Raw genomic sequence first — 19,829 nt, 5'->3', positions numbered from 1 at the left:
ACTAGTTAATTTATCTAAAATCTGGACATATTAAGGAATTATATGCACATAATGGAGTTTAAGATATATTACATCATATAAAATATATATAACTTATTTCCTGATAAAAAACTCATGATATTTAGAAAAATTTTTTAATTATTGTCTAATTGTATTCGACATATATTAGTTCTTTCTGGCATAGGATCTATTAATCTTTTTCTAGAAAGAAACTCTTAAAAATGAAAAACACTTAGCAATCAATACTCCTAATAGCATAGATGAAAAAAGTTTCTCTAGATATCTACTATCAAATATCTTTCATACTTATTTTTTCAAACTACATTCGTAATTATTGAAATAATTTTTCTGCATTGGGTAATACGCAAAGGTCAAATTTGTACCCTATCTATTTCTAGAACCAGATCTAATTTATAATTAAAAAAATAAAAATAAAAATATCATTACTGATACAATGCTCGATATCTAAAAATTAAAATTTATTTCTTAGGATACAGATCGCGACGCTTATATGGCTCTTGGTCACCTGGCTTACGTGTTTTTAGTAGTTTTAATATCCAAGTGTACTGCTCTGGATTAGGACGTACTAACACTTCAACTTCTGCATTTAATCGCCGCGCCTGTTGAATATTATCAATCGCAAAAAGATCTTTTATTAAAGGCGCTCTTAAATAAATATCTAGAGAATGTGTCTTGCTATCATATACTGGAAAAAGTGGTACAACTGTCGCGTGACATACTTTCATCATTCGACCCACAATGGGTAAAGTAGCTTTATATGTTGCAAAAAAATCTACAAATTCACTCTTCTTCTCTCCATGATCCTGATCTGGCAAATAATAACCCCAATATCCCTGACGGATAGAATTAATAAAAGGTCGTATCCCATCATTACGGGCATGCATGCGTGCACCACATCTGCATCGCACTAAATTCCAGATATAATCAATAACTAGATTACTCTGATGATGAAACATAGCGGCTATTCTTTGACCTTCAGCTGCCAATAACATCGCTGGCAAATCTACTGCCCAGCTATGAGGTACTAATAGTATTACATTTTTTCCACTTTGACGTAAATCGTCAATAATATGCCTTCTGTGCCAATGAATACGAGATTTTGCTACATTTGGTCTAAGCGCCAATTCAGCCATCATAGCCATTGCCTGTGACATAGTAGAAAACATAGAATCTACAATTTTTTCACGTTCTGATTCAGACTTTTCCGGAAGGCAATAAAGTAAATTAATCAATGCCCGACGTCTAGCTCCTAGAGCTAGCCTGCCTGTTAACCGTCCTAATATGCCTAAAATTGGATCACGAAAACATGCTGGTATTAAAGTGGAAATAGATAACGCAGCGATGCCTAACCAAATACCCCAGTATCTTGGTAATAAAAAAGATTTATGAAAAACAGGAATAAACTGAGCGTGACTTTGTTTTTTATTGTCCATGCACTGACTCTAAAATAATAATCAATGGATCGTGTAAAAGAAGACGCATAATCAATCAAAAGACAACAATGAATAATAAAAGAACTTTTTAAAAAATATGCTTATATTTAATTAACAAAATCATTTAGATAAATCGTTATTGAACGATTTTCTGTATCTTGTTAATATTCTATCAGAAATAACATACTAATTTTTGCTTATCTATAATTCTGAAAAAATTTAAATTATATCCTATTTTGAAAAATATATATCTACTCTAAAAATAAAAATATTGTATCAATCTACACCCTACTGTTTTCTAGTAGATTAGAATTTTTAAGAAAATATCAATATGCTGATCGGAGCACAAAGATTTAGATTAGTTAATACAATCTCGTCAAAATATAGAGAAAAACTCTAAAAACAATTACATTTGTAATGACGTCAATATTCTAACTCAAATAACCAATTTGAGTAATATTTATAATCCATATATTTTTAGTAAGGAACTAATCCAACCTGTATTCAAAAATGATCTATTATTATTCTATCAATCATTATAATAATTATACTTACTCTAATATAGATCTAAAATATATCAATATCGGCATCGATCAGTACAATATTTTAAGTTAAAATGTAAAAAATAATCGCTGATATCGAGCATTAAGCACACTATAAACCAAAAAAATATTAGTTATTAATAGACATCCAGCTAATTCTATAATGTTTATAAGTTGACTTTATCAAAAGAAAAAAGTTTGAAGTAATAATAAACATTCGATTTGAGTAGCAATAGAGTATTATAATTCGGTCATTATACTAATGAAAATCTGAGGAAGCTATAGCAAGGCAGAATATGATTCATAAAATAGATTCAGATATTATAATTTGAAATCCCTGATGAATATGTAAAGATTCGACAAAATATTTATCTAGAAAATTTTTAATAGTTACTCATAATATATAGTCTTTTATTATGCATTAATGTTATATTAATAACATTACATTAGAATTATGATATATAATATTTATTATCTACTAATTTTATAACGTAGATTTTTAGAAAAGATCGCTATTATTTAAATTGCGTCTATCCCTATCACAGTAATAAAAACTAATTATTTTTATTATAAATGCTGTTTTATATATCAACTTTATCTCCTAAAGCATAGACATTTTTTTCTTTCTTAAGTTAAGAAATATATAGAGTCTCTATAATTTTATAAAAAAGAAAATTATAATTTTCTTTTTTATAAAATAAAGTAATTTATGATATTACATTTTATTTTTTAACATCATTAAAAAGCAAATCTACAAAGATCCATACGGTAAATATAATTGTTATAGTATACAACACTGAATCTTTTATTATTACAGTATAATAGCGTCATTAAGAGATCTATAATTATAGTATCAATCCACGTGTATCATCTAGGTATGTAGCAATATTTCAGATAACCTTGACCAATACATACATTACTAACAGAATATAGATACTATATAATTTTATTTTTTAGTCTTTTCTATAAAAATCAATTTTCCTATATAATTGATGATCAATATTAATCTACTATCAACATAAGGAATAGCCCAATCAATGTAAGGTGATTATTTTTTTAAAATTTATTATCTCAGACGCTTTGATTCTCATCACTAGTGACACTTCTATTGCATGTACTATCTATAAGATATACGTAGCATTTTAAAAATGATAATTCTAGTCACATCTAGAATAGATGTCATCTATATATTAGATATTAAATGTTCTTCCAAGCTATTATTAAAATATTATTTATAATAATGTGATTATTTAGTTAAATTTTAACAAGAGCGCTGATTGTATATCTACCCATTCATTAATTAAATTCTAGTGATTTAAATTTTAACAATCTTTGTCTATCTAGCTTTAGCTAATATTTAAATAAAAATTTTTCATTTTTATTATCAGTGTTTTATTGATCACGATATTTTATCATGATCATTATTGGACTTTTTAAATATATCACTCTATGAATTGATCACACTTAATATGTTATGCATGTGCCTATATTAGTTCTCTGATTACAGTCATGATATAATATGTTTCTTACAAAAATGATATACTAAAACTAGTATATCATCAAAAGATTTAATCTTATATCTATTAATAGATATAAGATTAATGACTATTTATCATAAAATCACTGTATATATAATATATATTATTTACTAATATATTAGTCTCATCCATGAAGATAGATATACTAAAAATATCTATATGTAACAAACTGTCAGAACGTTTTATTCTATAAAGAAATTCTTTATTTTCAATCTACTATCTATCTAAAACCTCATAACTTACATACAGAGTACTGTCAATCATTATAGGTTATTAAGTTCATTATAAATTATCTGATATAACGCTTAGTAAGCTATCAAAACATCTGCTAAATAGTAATCTCATCATTTGTATTTTTTAAAGTTTCATTGGATCTAATATTATTCTGTGCTAGAATAAATTCATTACTAACAGAATAATAAAAGTGTTTTTAGTAATGAGTAAAATTCACATAAGATGCGTAACTATCTTTGGAACTCTTCCCATTTACCATTAATAAAATATGCAAACCAGCCAGTACTTTTACCATCTTTTTTAGTGCTCACGTACTGTTTTTTAGTTTTTCTGCTAAAATGTATTGTTGCTATATTACCATCTGAATCTATCGTAGGTGCATGAGTTAAATATAACCATTTTTCTGGTAAAATATCACGATAACGTTGAAGTTCTACCACTTGAGGAGCTCTAGTCTCACGTGATTTAGGAAACGTATTAGCCGCTAAGAACATTCCAGAAGCCCCATCACGTAAAACAAAAAAAGCATCTGACTTTGCACATATTAGCTCTGGCAAAGGCACTGGGTCTGTTTTTGGTGGAGCGATATCACCATTGCGCATTATTTTTCGTGTATTTTTGCAATCATGATTAACACAAGCAACATATTCCCCAAAACGACCTAGTTTTATAAACATTTCAGCGTTACACTTCTCACATTTTATAACAGATTTAGTATAACTTTTTATGTTAAATTTACCGTATTCAATCTCATAACCATCGCATTCAGGATTTTCTCCACAAATATGCAGTTTACGTTCATGATCTATAAAGTATATATCCATAGCTACACCGCACAACTTACAACGACGTCTTGTGCATAATATATCTGTATCGCTATGATTGTCACTTGACATATTGAGTAGTGCAGAATTATCCTGAATAAGATGAATAGTCTGCTTGCAGCGTAATTGTGGTTCTAAAGTATATGCACAGCATCCAAGAAAGACTCCAGTTTTAGCGGTACGAATATTCATATATCGTGTACATGCAGGGCATTTAATAGAAGTGTTTACTATTTTATTAGGCCTCATCCCGCCTTGCGTAGGGTCTCTTTCTGCTGCTGTTAATTGCTCTCTAAATTTTATAAAAAAATCATCTAAAACTATTTTCCATTCTGCTGTATTATTTGCCACCTGATCTAAGTTATCTTCCATATTCGCAGTAAAGTTATAATTCATTAAGTCAGGAAAATTTTCTGTTAGCCGATCAGTGACTATCTCACCTATTTTATTAGCGTAAAAACGACGAGAATCGAGTTTCACATATCCACGCTCCTGAATAGTGGCAATGATAGATGCATAAGTTGAAGGACGACCAATACCACGTTTTTCTAGTTCACGCACAAGTAACGCTTCATTAAATCGAACAGGAGGCTGCGTAAAATGTTCATTAGGCAAAAGTTTATTTAAACTTAACTCACTGCCGACTACCAATTTCGGAATAATCTGATCTTCATTATCCTTTCTTGAAGAAGGTATTGCTTTCATCCAGCCATCAAAAAATAGAGTGCGTCCATTTGTACTCAATTTAAAACCTTTCGCTTCTACGATTAAAGTTCGAGAATGATATTGTGCAGAGACCATTTGACAAGCAACAAACTGACGCCAAATGAGCTGATATAACTTTTTTGCATCAGCTGACATATTCTGCAGTTGTATACTAAGTACTTTTACATCTGATGGGCGAATAGCTTCATGAGCTTCATTCCTGTTCCCTTGAATACGATATACTCTCGCTATTTTTGGGAGATATTTTGTACTAAATTTCTCTTTAATATAACTTCGAACCATAACCAGTGCATCCTGACTGAGATTAGTCGAGTCAGTTCGTATATATGTAATATACCCTGCCTCATATAATGTTTGTGCCATCATCATTGTGCGTTTTACGCTAAAACCAAGACGTGTGCTTGCAGTCTGTTGCAATGTAGAAGTAGTAAAGGGAGCTCCTGGTTTCATGGTAATCAATTTATCTATACAATCTTTAACGATAAAGTTAGATTTAGATAATAAAGTGCTAGCACTATGAATTTCAGAAAGACTTATAGGACAAAAAGATTTTTTGCGATATTTCTTTACCTTCATTTGAAAAACAATATCATCAGGGGTTCTTAAAAAGGCATGAAGCGTCCAATATGCTGCAGGGATAAAAGCTTTAATTTCACGTTCACGCTCAACAATCAGACGCACTGCTACTGACTGAACACGACCAGCAGATAATCCTCGTGAAATTTTTTTCCAAAGAATCGGTGATATCATATAACCAACCACGCGATCCATAAAACGACGCGCCTGCTGCGCGTTGACACGATACATATTCACGACACCAGGCTGACTAAAAGCTTCAGAAATAGAAGATTGAGTTATTTCATTAAACACCACGCGACTATAACGTGATTGCTCACCACCAATAACTTCTTTTAAATGCCATGCGATAGCTTCCCCTTCGCGATCCAAATCAGTTGCAAGATAGATATGATCGACCTTTTTAGCAATTTCCTTAAGTTCTGACACAACTTTTTCTTTACCTGGCAAGACGTGATAATTAGCCTCCCAGTTATTAAAAGGATTTACTCCCATACGACTAACTAGACACATTATCTCATTTCTTTTTATCTTTGTATGATTGCCAGCAGTGTTTAAATCAGTACTTTTATAAAATGACGAACCATTAATAGGCAAATCACGAATATGCCCTACACTGGACTTCACTATGTAGTCCCCGCCAAGATATTGATTAATGGTTTTTGCTTTTGCCGGAGACTCAACTATTACTAAAGCTTTACCCATAGTCATTTTCGCCCAATGATGACCTTATAAAGTTATGCATACCATTGTATAAAGTTAAATATACAGTGAAATAGTTTATTTTAAGAGTAGCTATGCCACATAGAATAATTTTAAATCACTTGATTTAATTTTTAATTTTAATGTATACACTTTACTATGCAGGAAATGCATCTACGTATCTGATACAGCACAAACATTACAGTTATTCTGGCCTGTCCTGTTTTTTGAAGCATCAGTTTAAAATATCAGCTATAGTAACCTAAATAATCAGAATCTGAAAATATACTACTTAAATATACTAATATTAAGAGAAAATATTAAAGACTCTCTTTCTGTAGTTTTTATACATACAAAATATATAATATAATTTATTTATGCGATATAATAAAATATAGTATCTATCTTAGTTCATCTTATATACCTCATTAGTATAACTCTATTGTACAATCTATCATGAATTTTATTCATATAAAAATGAATAAAATCCCCATTCTGTCTGCAAGACAGTTGCGCAATCTAAAAATAATCAATAAGGATGAAATATTTACATTGTAAATGCCATACACTTAATATTTGCTATCGATAAAATATAGATAAAACAATTTCAGAGTTATTTAAAATAAAATTTATTTTTTATAAAAAATTTATACAGTATTCATATTTTAGTAAATTTATATTAGTAAATAGTACATATAATATATGTAATATATCATTGATATAAAGATACTAATGATCAAAATGAAAGAAAGAAATTGCTATATTAATTTTACCTATGAAATGCATTATCATACGTCATATTCAATAATAGATATTTCTATACAACTACAGTTTTTTAATATAAAAATTCGTTAATAATCTTTTAGAAATACTTTAAAATAAGCCATTAATTACTATAAAGTAAACCCACATTATAGATCTAACTATATATTGCTTAATTATATTAGGAGATAAATAAGAATAATGTACTAATATTATAAATCATTAAATAAGTGTGTATATATTTTTTGACAATCAAATAAGCACTAATAATCTAGTAACAGTACTACTAGATACACCAAATAATTAGAAATTATATTATTTGTAGATGTACAATATAGCCTTGTAATAATAATGTAAGTATTGTATGTACATTATCTAACACTGATTAAGAATATCTAAATTAGATTTATATAACAATCTATCAGATTTATATAATTTCATAAAAAGATATCTATTAATAAATTAATATTCTTCTTTATAGTGTCTCTTGTATTAAAACACCTACCACTCTATTAGCATATGAAAATACAAAGAAGAGGTCTTTATTTTTTATTAATAACTACTCTTTTTCTTCTTTATCAGACAATCCAGGCTATACGCCATTTCTATAATGACATAATCTTATGTGTATTATGTTTAAATCAAACTCTATAGATCTAACTGATATTGATATATTTGCTTCCAAAGCGCTCGTTTAGCGCTTGGATTATAATGCAGCTCTGATAATATAGGTGACGTAATTTGAATTCCGGTAAAAAGTTTAGAAGATTTTACACCTAGAAGCCATCTGTACTGATTAGCATCTTTTGGTAACAATAGTAATTGTTTTTTAGTTAAAACCTGCACTTGTGTTAATTTTATATGTAAAGTTCGCAACACATCCACTATTAGTGAATCTGTTAAAATCGGCGGTCTATCTGAAACGATAACTAGACGAGTTTCTACCGGAAGCTTAATCACTATATCCCCTGCCAAGACATAAAGACGCTTCAATATATACTGAGTGATACCTATTTTTTGTAACAACTGATCGCGACATCTTATAGACATACTAATTACCTATCTAGTAATTAAACCTTAACACTACTCATTAAGTGTATATACATAATAAATAAAGAGAAAAATTGTGCTTATAGCAATTTTATAAAACTGTAGAAATACAATAAATATCCTATCTATTTTTCTAGAAAATCACCAGACTTGTATTAATGTTTAGTAAAACTATAAATTAAATTTAGTATTAGACAATACTAAAATATTCTATTATTCTATTATTTTATAATATAATATAATATAATATAATTATATATAATATATTAAGTATATGATAATGATCAATCTATCAACCAGTCTGTAAAATATAAAATTATACAATTACAGCTATGATGAAATAGGACGTATTAATGTCCATTTTTAGTCCAGCTAGCGCAATGCTATTACGGCATCATAATAAATTTAATAAACGACGTATAGTATTTTCTGGTCATCTACAAGACACATTATCTGCTCAACTAGAAACAGAAAATAGTTATATACATACCCAACAATATCATCAATGGGAAACTCTTAGAAAAATACCACAAACTAAGGTTTATTTTAGCCTATCACCTATATCAAGCATCTTAGATAATTGTGATACTCTCATATATTATTGGCCAAATAATAAAAAAAAAGCGCAATTTCAGTTACAAAATTTATTATCCTTACTAACATGTGGAAGTGATATTTTTATAGTTGGAGAGTATTCTAGTGGCATACGCAGCGCTCACGGTATGCTTGAAAATTGGGTCAATCTAATAAAGATTGATAGCGCTTATCGTTGCGGTCTATATTATGGATCTCTTGCCAAAAAATCATATTTTAATCTATGTGAATTTTGGCATGAACATTTAGTAGAAGGAATAACCCTTAAAAGTTTACCAGGGGTATTCGGATATAATGGTATAGATAACGGAACTGAGCTTTTACTATCAACTTTCAGGAAAGACATGGAAGGAAAGATTCTAGATGTTGGTTGTGGTACAGGTATAATTTCCGCTGTTATAGCTAACCGCTCACCATCAGCTAATATTACCTTAGCTGATATAAATGTAGCAGCCCTTGTGGCCAGCAAAGCTACACTATTATGCAATAACCTAAAAGGAGCTGTCCTAGCTAGCAATATTTACTCTAAAATCACAGGATGCTTCGATATGATTGTGGCAAATCCACCGTTCCATGATGGACCAAAAGTAACCTTAGATATTGCACGAACATTGATCAAAGATGCGCCTAATTTTTTATATAAAGGAGGTGAATTAAGAATTGTTGCTAACTCGTTTCTTCCTTACCACCATATATTAAATAAAGTATTCGGTCATCATACAGTGATAATATGTAATAAATATTTCAAAGTTTATAGTGCTATAAAAGATAATTAAACCACTTACAACAAACACCTTATTTATACAAGTTCATATACAGACAATAGATAATCCTTAAAAAAACTATGCTTTTGTAATCATAAATTATGATGACAACTCTAATTTAGGAAAAAAACTTATATCTAGCATAATTACTTAATATTCATGATTTTCTGCTAAAATAAGACTTAAATTATTATCAATTGCCAAATTGTTTGAAAGTAATACAAATCTTAGCCTCACTATAGCACTCAATGATTTAACTTATTACATTTTGTATTATCTAGTTCTTTAATATTATTAAGTTCCTGAAATATCTTATTATATAAGAAACTTATAGTTTCACACACAAAATAGATTCCTTTTATTATTATAAATAATATTATATTAATAAAATTACGAATCTCTTTCAATCTCATAGATATATTATCTCTTATATATCTATGACATATAAAAATACAATATAACCTGTCTAATTTTAATTATCTAAAAACTAAAAATCTAAATAACTATAAACTCTATAAACATTCATGCAGAGACACATAGTGAAAGTTGATTAAATTCTAGAATAATTATTCAATTATAATTTTAATCATTTTACTAAAAATTTTCCATAAAATATGTACATAAGTATACAAGATGTTATAATATATTAAATTGATATATATTAAAGTTAATATATGATATTTTATATATCATATATATAAAATATGCTATAAATATATTCAAACACCCCATAAGACAACTTAGTAAAGGAATAACCTTTATTAGATCTTAAAAAGGTTTCTTTGATACAAAAATACACACAATAATATATGTAAAAACTTTGATTATCTGACAGATTACTAAAATTTAAACAATTACTACAATGTTACTGTTGCGCTTACTAACTAAGTAAGCAAATATGCTTGATATATTAACGTCATTTTTCATAAAATCATTAAATATGTCCATATACACAGCTCTCCTGAAAGAAAACTAATGAGTAAAATAAACGTTAAGTCTAATTAAAATTAGACAAAAAAAACCCATTACAAAACAGACATAAATTCAAATTATCACATTTTATTTTACTCTTTTAAAAAACTATTGACTATTTTAGAGTATAATTTTTATTTAGTTTTTAAATTACCATAAATGATTTATTTATTTTTCATTATTCTAGATTTATTCAGTATATGTGAGTAATTAAAAAATAAAATGTTAAATCTTAGGTGTTTTGATTATATTCATTCAATAAATAATTATCAAAAAGATCAAAAACATCTTGTAAAGAGTATGTATCCATAGCTTAAAAATTAACATCATATTCTATAGTATTAGCATATACTGCTAAATTTAAAAAAGTTTTAAATACTTTACTGAGAATTTTGCCGGATAGTTAAGGCAGAAATTCGACGTCTACAAAGCTCCTCACGTACTTTTTGTCCTATAAATCCCGCAGAGATAATTTCCTGAGTCGATACACTCTGGACAATTTTCCAAGTATGATAAAAATACTCTCCCTTAGAGGAGAAATTCTCTGAACATGTTTTACATTTACTAGAATCAGCATCAATAATATACGCGATCTTCTCTACACGATATGGCTTTCTCCAAGCATCTATACGATTAAATAGTGTGATCAACTCCTCAGGAGAAGAAAGATGAATGGTATGCAATACACCATAAAATTCAGATACTAATAATGCAAGATCACGATATTTTTTTGGAATCTGCAGACTGTTACAAAAAATTGAAATGATCCTAGTGCCTATCTTATCAGCCTTGCCATTATTAGAGATATTATCTTGTGTTATTATAGATTTTTTCAGATCATAGCACAACGCAGCAAATCGAACATCAACTTCTAAGCAATGTTTTGCCACTGTAGATAATGTTAAAAAAATATTTTTTTTATTAGTGGTAATCAAGGGACCTTGTGTTTTTTTGAAAAAAAAAGAACAATATACCAAATTTAATTCAGGGAATAGTTTATTCAGAGCACCGCAATCCTTTAAAACCTGCAAAAAAACCTGAGGATGATGTGTTTTAAGGGCAAGATCCATCTCTCTCCATATACGTTCTCGAGAAAGAGAAGACAATTCTCCACTATCTACCACCTTTTTCATGAGATTCCATGTTTTTTGAGCAATTCGAAACTGTAAATTAGCAAAATAAGCAGAAAAACGAGCTATACGTAATACACGTAACGGGTCTTCACAAAAAGCGGAAGAAATATGACGCAATTTTCGCTTTTGAAGATCAATACGTCCACCATATGGATCATAATATACACCATATTTATCCTTTGCAATAGCATTAATAGTCAGATCACGGCGAGCTAAATCTTCCTTAAGGGTAACATCAGGTTTCGAATAACAAACAAACCCGATATATCCTTTGCCTGATTTTTTCTCAGTGCGAGCTAATGCATATTCTTCACGACTAATTGGATGTAGAAAAACTGGAAAATGACGGCCAACTTTTTTATAGCCTAATTGAAGCATTTGCTTGGGGGAACCTCCTACTACTACCCAATCTTTATCCTTCACTGGTAAATCTAATAGTTCATCACGAATAGCGCCACCAACTAGGTATATTTCCATTCTTCTGCTCCAAAAAAATAAAATCAATTATTCTTAGAATAACTTAATTAAATTAATAAGAACTTTATTAATTTAATAACATTCAGAATTTTTCTTTTATAAAATGAAGATTTTCACAGAGAAGTAAATGATTTATATTCTACATATAATATGAAATTTCTGGAATGATCATGCAAATAATCTTATTATAAGAACTGAATCTAATATAAAAATCACAAACGGCTTATTATACTATCTGTTTTGTGCCTTTTTATTTATTTTTATCTCTGCAACATATTTTTATCTCTGCAACATATCTGATGTCAAAATGAACATTTTACATACTTAATTAATGCTGAGTAAATCTTAAATGCTTCTTAAATTACTACCAATAATAGTAATTATGCAAATAGTCTACTGACAGTTATTTATATAATAGTTCTTTTAAAATTTTATTTTTTGATCAAATTATAACACAATCTCTAATTGTTACATCTACGTGAAAATATATAAAAATTTTTACAATCAGTTTACATAATAACTCATTATGTCATATAGATAGTTATGTTAACTGTTAACATACAGATGATAATTTCCATGAATCATTCATAACACATGTATATATATTATATATCAATAAAAATGTAATCAACTTAATATAAGTTGATAAATTATTTGAAAAAAATCTAATAAAAAGAATTGGTATATAAAAATCATACTCTTATTTAATTTTATATTAACATCCATATTCTTTACGTGATAAAATACAAAACTTAAAACCTGTTGACTTATAAATAAAATTATCGTCATATAATTGATATTTAATGTGATAAATATTAATCTATATGAAAAAATAAACCTAACTATGAAAATTTCAAAATATTTCCTAGCGACAGATTAGATATCTATAACTACAAAATCTATCTATTAAATAGATAGATTAATATCTCTATTAAATAAAGATTTAAAGTAAAAATATAAATATAAAGATACCTATTATGTTATGTAGTGATTATAATCTAAAATATTTTAGATCTTTTACAGAAACTATAAAACAAAACTTACTATCAAATATACAACAAACTCGATAGATCTTTCACATCTTATTTTGAGGCGGATCAAGTGGATTTACTTTCTTTTTATGGACTCTTTCTTGCTAAAATTATTACTATAGTGATCACATTAATAGTATTATTAGTTATGATTCCTAATCTTACGAAACGTGGCAATAATAGAGCCGGAAAACTAATATTAACTCGATTAGATACATATTATCTTGAAATACAAGATAGAATAAATTTAGAAAAAATGCTTCCTTTAGAAAAAAAATTATGGAAAAAAGAATATAAAAAGAAAGAAAAAAAGAAACAGAAAGAACTAAAACAAAAAAATAAGGTAGGACATTCTACAAACAAAAAAAAACCAACGTTATATATACTTGATTTTATAGGTAGTATAAATGCTAAAGAGGTATCATCGTTACGACAAGAAATCTCTGCAATTATATCTGTTATTGAGAAAGGTGATGAAGTATTATTGCGTCTTGAAAGTCCTGGTGGGGTAGTGCATGGCTATGGTTTAGCCGCATCACAACTTCAACGGTTACGACAAAAATCTATTCCGCTAACAATTTCTGTAGACAAAATTGCTACTAGCGGAGGTTACATGATGGCATGTGTAGCTAACTATATCGTTGCCGCACCGTTTGCATTAATTGGATCAATTGGTGTGGTAGCGCAAATCCCTAATTTTCACCGTCTTTTAAAAAGAAACAAAATTGACATGGAGCTCCATACCGCTGGAGAGCATAAACGTACTTTAACGTTATTTGGTGAAAATAGCACAGAGGGAAGAGAAAAGTTCTGTGAAGATTTAAATCAAACACACTTACTATTTAAGCAGTTTGTACATCAAATGCGGCCACAATTAAATATAGATATCGTATCAACTGGAGAGCACTGGTATGGTAGTCAAGCATTAGAAAAAGGATTAGTAGACCATATTACTACTAGCGATAATTGGATCATGGATAAAATCTCAGAATATAACATCATAAGTCTTTGCTATACTCAAAAAAAAGGAATTCTAGACCGTTTTAATCATAGTATACACCATAGCATGACTCAGATCTTGGAAAAATTTTTAAGAAAATAATCACGTAATTATTTTTACGTATAAAAATATATTAATATTTTCTCACTGAAAAATTTTTTAATATGGTAAAAATTTATTCAATCTAGAAAAGAATAAGATTATTTTTACAAAAGCTAGAGAAAAAGGATATATTTATATATAATATTTAGCCTGTTATTTATTTCAAAAAAATATTTATCTAGTAACATCAAGATGATATATCTTATAACATAATTTATTTATAATCATGGTATTACTAGATACTCCATAACCATAAGAGGATTTATGGTTATCAATGAATTTTCTATGGTATTATAATTAACTATTTGAGATTTATGTTATGAGGATACTGCATACTAAATTTTATCTACAATATTTGATCTAATGATCTCTGTTCTTATATTGAAACTTATAAAACATCAACGTTTTTATATTTAAATGTATTCTACTGTAAGAAAATCAAATTTTTAGGTCATATAAAAAAATTTAAAAAATCTACTAATACTGATTAGATATGTTTACTAGAAGTATTATAAGGATCCAAATCTTTAGAGCTGTATCAAATTCTGTCGATAGTAGACTAATTCTGCAATAGAGTCATAAATATCATCTAGTGCTCGATGCGTGCCTTGTTTTTTAAATCCTAATAGAAGCTCCGGTTTCCAAAGACGTGCTAATTCTTTAAGAGTGCTTACGTCCAGATAACGATAATGAAAATAATTTTCTAAATCTGGCATATACTTAAATAAAAAACGCCGATCTTGAGCTATACTATTACCACACATAGGTGAACATTTAGCTGGTATCAATGTTTTTAAAAACTTTAAAATTAAAATCTCAGCAGAACGTTCACTTTCTTGGCTATTCTGTACCCTAGAAATTAAACCACTAGCAGTATGCGTCTTTATATTCCATTCATCCATTAAGCTAAGAACTTCCATTGATTGATATATCGCACAAACCAGTCCTTGAGAAAGAACTTGTAGGTCTGAATTTGTTACAAGTATAGCAATTTCAAGAATGCGATCTCTTTCTGGATTTAAACCAGTCATTTCCAGATCAATCCATATTAGATTGTTCATATTCAAAATTATAAGTACTCTCATAAAGCATGTTAATTACTTAAATAGATAAAGCATATATGTTCTTTAAACATTATACTTATTGCTTAAAATACTATAAATAGATCATGTGTAGCTGTCTCTGAAAAATGTGAAAAACTAAAAAAATCATAATTTAATAATTTATTGCTCTGCCTAGATTGCTTTTATTTTAAACGAATGCTTCGATCATACTATAGCTATAGAGCTCTCTATAAATAAAATCCTTCCTGCTTATAAAATATCTAATATTGTTGCATATATACTATCAACAAACTAAATACAATAAATATACAGAACATAGATGAAATATTATTAGACAACACATTTTTAATGATTTGATCATATCTTATCAAATAAATTATTATATTGTATATATTTTCAAAAATCCGTCGATAATGTATCTTTGTGCAGATATCTTTATTTTATACAAGAAACACATCTTAATTTATAAGATTAAGATGTGTTTCTTGTATCATTATCCAAAAATCCATAGATACGCTATTATACTAAGATCTTTTCTATCAAAGATTAAGATATTTAAAAATCAGATAATTATGTTAATATATATACATCAACATATATGGATACATTAATTAAAGATTGATCGTTAATAAAAAAAATACTCGACAATAAGTTTGCTAATAAATATATAACGCTTAACTTATCGAATACTTGGCTATCAACTAGTAGCAAAATAAATATCAAAACGATGTTTTTTAGTTTTTATAGACTTATCACTTATAATTCCTGCTAATGATTGCGCATAATGCGGACGCTTCACTACCACACGATTTTTTGCAAGAGCACGTGCAGGTTCTAATAGCTTATCTGCATCTTCATCTAAACCTACTAAGTATTGCAATATGCGCATTTCTTTTTTTACTAGAGCACTTTTCTTTTTTTTAGGGTACATTGGATCAATGTATATCACATCTGGTTTTGGATAAATCTTGCTCGAAACTAATAAACTAGAGGAATTTAATAAAATCAAACGCTCGCATAACCATGATCCAATCTCTAAATTAGCATAACCACGCCTTAAACCATCTTCTAATAGTAGTGAAATCACTGGATGACGCTCTAACATCTGCACTTGACAGCCACATGCTGCTAATACAAAAGCATCACGAGCTAACCCTGCGGTGGCATCTAATATGTTTGGATAATAATTTTTCTTTATACCTACAGCTTTTGATAGGGCCTCTTCAATTCCTCCGCCAAAATTACGTCTATATAATCGCGCTTTAGAGGAAAAATTCACTACTATGCCGCCAAGCAAGGGTTCATTTCGTTTTTGTAATTCAAGATGAGATGGCTTCATTACTAAAGCCATTATTGTATTATTATCATGCTCTAAATTCCATCGAGCGGCTAAGACAGATAGATTATTTTTATTTATTACACCTGATTCATCTAATAAGCAAATACGCATAAATAACTTATATTGTTCTATTTGTAGATGTTATTCCATATTGCTTTAACATTGCATCTATTGTTGGTTGACGGCCACGAAAACGATAAAACAAAGTCATGGGATGTTCAGATCCACCACGTGTTAAAACATTATCTAATAAAGACTGCCCAGTATCGCGATTAAAAATACCTTCTGTCTCAAAACGCGACCAAGCATCTGACGCTAAAACATTAGCCCATAAATAACTATAGTAACCTGCCGCATAGCTCCCAGAAAAGATATGATTAAATGTATTAGGAAAACGACTCCATTTTGGTTCCAATACACCAGATATCTGATATTTTATATCTCGAAATAACTCTATAATTTTTACACTTTTATCTTGACCGCATTGCAAATGCAAATGAAAATCAAATAAAGAAAACACTATTTGTTTTTGTATAAATAATGCTATTTGATAGTTTTTTGTTGCTAATAATTTATTTAAAAATATTTGTGGTAATGCTTTGCCAGTTCTATAATGACCAGAAATTAACATTAAAGATTCTGGTTGCCAGCACCAATTTTCCATTAATTGACTGGGCATTTCAACTGCATCCCATGGGACACCATGAATACCAGACACACCACGTGTCTCAATTTTAGTTAACATGTGATGCAAGCCATGACCATATTCGTGAAATAACGTAATTACTTCCTGATGAGTAAAAAGTGCCACTTCCCCATCATATGGACGATTAAAATTACAAGTTATATAAGCTATTGGTTTTTGTAAAGTACCATCTGATTTACGCATCCGACTAACACAGTCATCCATCCATGCCCCACTGCATTTATGATCTCTTACATACAGGTCAAGAAAAAAACTACCACGCATAATTTGATTTTCATCAAATAATTCAAAAAATCGAACATCCTCATGATATACTTCAACATCATTACGCTCTATAGTCGTAATACCATAGACATTCTCAACTATTTTAAAAAGTCCCTTAAGAACCAAATTCTCTGGAAAATAAGGACGTAATTGTTCATCAGAAATATTATACAGACTCTGTTTTTGTTTTTCACTGAAAAAAACTATATCCCATGGTTGTAAATCATTAATGTTATATTCTTTTTTTGCAAATATGCGTAATTGCTCTAATTCTTCTTCTGCTTTTGAATGTATGCGTTGCGCTAAATCATTAAGAAAAAGAATAACCTGATCTGAATTTTCTGCCATCTTTGTAACTAATGACTTCTCAGCATAAGAAGAAAATCCAAGTATTTTTGATAATTCATGACGTAAAGTTAATGTTTCATGCATAATTGATGCATTATCCCACTTACCGGCATTTGGGCCTTGATCGGAAGCGCGCGTGAAGTAAGCATAATAAATCTCTTCACGTAAGGCTCTATTATCACAATAAGTTATCACGGGTATATAGCTAGTTACATCTAATGTTAAACGCCATCCATTTTGGTTTATAGTTTTTTCCTTTAACTTCATAGTCGCTAAGATGCTGTCTGGTATACCGGTAAGATCATTCTTATCTGTGATAACCTTCTCCCACCCCATAGTAGAATCGAGCACATTATTACTATAAGTTGCAGAAAGTACCGACAAACGCGTAGAAATCTCTTTATAGCGACTCTTTTGAGCTTTAGATAAACCTATTCCAGAAAGCTGAAAATCTCGAAGAGTATTATCTATAAATTTTTTTTGTGCGATATTTAATGATTGATAGATAAAAGCATTACCTTTCAGTTTACAATATGCTATATATAGCGCTTCATTTTGACCAACCCAGGAATTGTATTCAGATAACATACATAAAACTTGCTCATAAGCTAATCTCAATTCTGGATCATTTTTTACTAAGTTTAAATGGCTAATAGGAGAAAATACACGACTGAGATAATTATCTGCTTCCATTAAAGGCTGTACTAAATTATCCCAATCATAGGGACCACATTGATCTATTATTTTTTTTGCTACTTCTCGACACTGGCTCAGAGCACACTTGATAGCCGGAATTATGTGTTCGGCTTTAATAGAACAAAAAGGAGGAAATATAAAAGAATCAAGCAAAGGATTAGTCATTATACAACCCTGATGTTAGGAAAATTATTCAGCATTCAATAATACATAATAGTATTATCATGAATATTATTCAAGTAGAAGCCGTAGCTATAACTTTGAAATGATCTTTTTAAAGCTCTAGCACTATACATAATTCTTATTATTTTATATAAATCAAACATTTTACACTACTATTAATAGTGATTTAATAAATATTAATCTATTAATTTTTATGAATAATCTACTTAATACATTTAATATAAATAGATTTTGTTTTTTTCAATAACATCTCTACGGTTATGAATATAGATTCTTATTTGTATCACCTAATATTATATATATTATTGATGCTGCTTGAATTTTATTATCTAATAACATGCCTAATAAACGGTCTGTTTTAATCATATATTCTTTAGAATATATGATAGATGATAAAAAAATTACAGATATATATACTTTAGAATATATCTATTATCGATACACTTTATTCTTATTTGTCTATAAATATAATCTGTTTAATTGTACTATGATATATATACTTTAGCTTCATCAAATAAAAAATTTAACTAATGTTCTCAATAAGGTCTCTACAAATAAAATAAGAAACGCTCTGCCAATACTTAATGTAGATTGATTTGTGAAATATATAACAATTAATATATTAACATTTAAAATACTTATTATAGTATTTAAATTTTTTTATTGTGTATAAACATATTTAATGTGCAGCAGATATTTTTATCTTCAACAAAACGAAATTATGTTGAGCATATTAATACCTCTATAC

Annotated in this window: 9 protein-coding genes; 2 read left to right on the top strand and 7 right to left on the bottom strand. The window is 28.6% G+C overall.

The annotated features are described in order from the left end of the window. Positions 1-479: 479 nt before the first annotated feature. The 3 genes from lpxM to ERCISPPA3004_RS01435 form a co-directional block, all read right to left on the bottom strand. Complete coding sequence (gene lpxM, locus ERCISPPA3004_RS01445; protein ID WP_157990357.1) at positions 480-1,454, bottom strand: lauroyl-Kdo(2)-lipid IV(A) myristoyltransferase; 975 nt, start codon at positions 1,452-1,454, stop codon at positions 480-482. Positions 1,455-3,998: 2,544 nt separating this feature from the next. Then, complete coding sequence (gene topA, locus ERCISPPA3004_RS01440; RefSeq protein WP_157990676.1) at positions 3,999-6,599, bottom strand: type I DNA topoisomerase; 2,601 nt, start codon at positions 6,597-6,599, stop codon at positions 3,999-4,001. A 1,407-nt stretch (positions 6,600-8,006) separates the two neighbouring features. Continuing rightward, a complete protein-coding gene (locus ERCISPPA3004_RS01435; RefSeq protein WP_157990356.1) occupies positions 8,007-8,408 on the bottom strand; it encodes a DNA polymerase III subunit psi in 402 nt (133 codons plus the stop codon). Between the two features lie 353 nt (positions 8,409-8,761). Between ERCISPPA3004_RS01435 and rsmC the strand changes: the two genes are divergently transcribed. Beyond that, complete coding sequence (rsmC, locus tag ERCISPPA3004_RS01430; RefSeq protein WP_157990355.1) at positions 8,762-9,778, top strand: 16S rRNA (guanine(1207)-N(2))-methyltransferase RsmC; 1,017 nt, start codon at positions 8,762-8,764, stop codon at positions 9,776-9,778. 1,340 nt (positions 9,779-11,118) lie between these two features. Here rsmC and ERCISPPA3004_RS01425 read toward each other — a convergent pair. Continuing rightward, on the bottom strand, positions 11,119-12,348 hold the full coding sequence (locus tag ERCISPPA3004_RS01425; protein ID WP_157990354.1) for a multifunctional CCA addition/repair protein: 1,230 nt from the start codon (positions 12,346-12,348) through the stop codon (positions 11,119-11,121). Positions 12,349-13,449: 1,101 nt separating this feature from the next. Between ERCISPPA3004_RS01425 and sohB the strand changes: the two genes are divergently transcribed. Beyond that, positions 13,450-14,481, top strand: coding sequence for a protease SohB (gene sohB, locus ERCISPPA3004_RS01420; protein ID WP_157990353.1), 1,032 nt, complete (start codon positions 13,450-13,452; stop codon positions 14,479-14,481). Positions 14,482-15,008: 527 nt separating this feature from the next. On the opposite strand, the gene orn is transcribed toward sohB, so the two are convergent. From orn to prlC, 3 genes are all read right to left on the bottom strand, one after another. Continuing rightward, positions 15,009-15,554: an oligoribonuclease gene (gene orn / locus ERCISPPA3004_RS01415; protein ID WP_157990675.1), complete on the bottom strand. Its 546-nt coding sequence runs from the start codon at positions 15,552-15,554 to the stop codon at positions 15,009-15,011. 688 nt (positions 15,555-16,242) lie between these two features. After that, on the bottom strand, positions 16,243-16,995 hold the full coding sequence (locus tag ERCISPPA3004_RS01410) for a class I SAM-dependent methyltransferase (RefSeq protein ID WP_157990352.1): 753 nt from the start codon (positions 16,993-16,995) through the stop codon (positions 16,243-16,245). A 7-nt stretch (positions 16,996-17,002) separates the two neighbouring features. Further along, entirely contained in the window at positions 17,003-19,063 is a 2,061-nt protein-coding gene (gene prlC / locus ERCISPPA3004_RS01405; protein WP_157990351.1) for an oligopeptidase A, read from the bottom strand. Positions 19,064-19,829 lie beyond the last annotated feature (766 nt).

Source organism: Candidatus Erwinia haradaeae, from assembly GCF_900698995.1.
GTDB lineage: Bacteria > Pseudomonadota > Gammaproteobacteria > Enterobacterales > Enterobacteriaceae > Erwinia_E > Erwinia_E haradaeae_C.
Note: the sequence above shows the minus strand (reverse complement) of the source record. Positions and strands in the feature narration are given on the sequence as shown.

Excerpts from the sequence above, each read along its gene's own strand:
- prlC (WP_157990351.1), bottom strand. The coding sequence starts at position 19,063 with ATGACTAATCCTTTGCTTGATTCTTTTATATTTCCTCCTTTTTGTTCT.
- ERCISPPA3004_RS01435 (WP_157990356.1), bottom strand. The coding sequence starts at position 8,408 with ATGTCTATAAGATGTCGCGATCAGTTGTTACAAAAAATAGGTATCACT.
- rsmC (WP_157990355.1), top strand. The coding sequence starts at position 8,762 with ATGTCCATTTTTAGTCCAGCTAGCGCAATGCTATTACGGCATCATAAT.
- ERCISPPA3004_RS01410 (WP_157990352.1), bottom strand. The coding sequence starts at position 16,995 with ATGCGTATTTGCTTATTAGATGAATCAGGTGTAATAAATAAAAATAAT.
- topA (WP_157990676.1), bottom strand. The coding sequence starts at position 6,599 with ATGGGTAAAGCTTTAGTAATAGTTGAGTCTCCGGCAAAAGCAAAAACC.
- lpxM (WP_157990357.1), bottom strand. The coding sequence starts at position 1,454 with ATGGACAATAAAAAACAAAGTCACGCTCAGTTTATTCCTGTTTTTCAT.
- ERCISPPA3004_RS01425 (WP_157990354.1), bottom strand. The coding sequence starts at position 12,348 with ATGGAAATATACCTAGTTGGTGGCGCTATTCGTGATGAACTATTAGAT.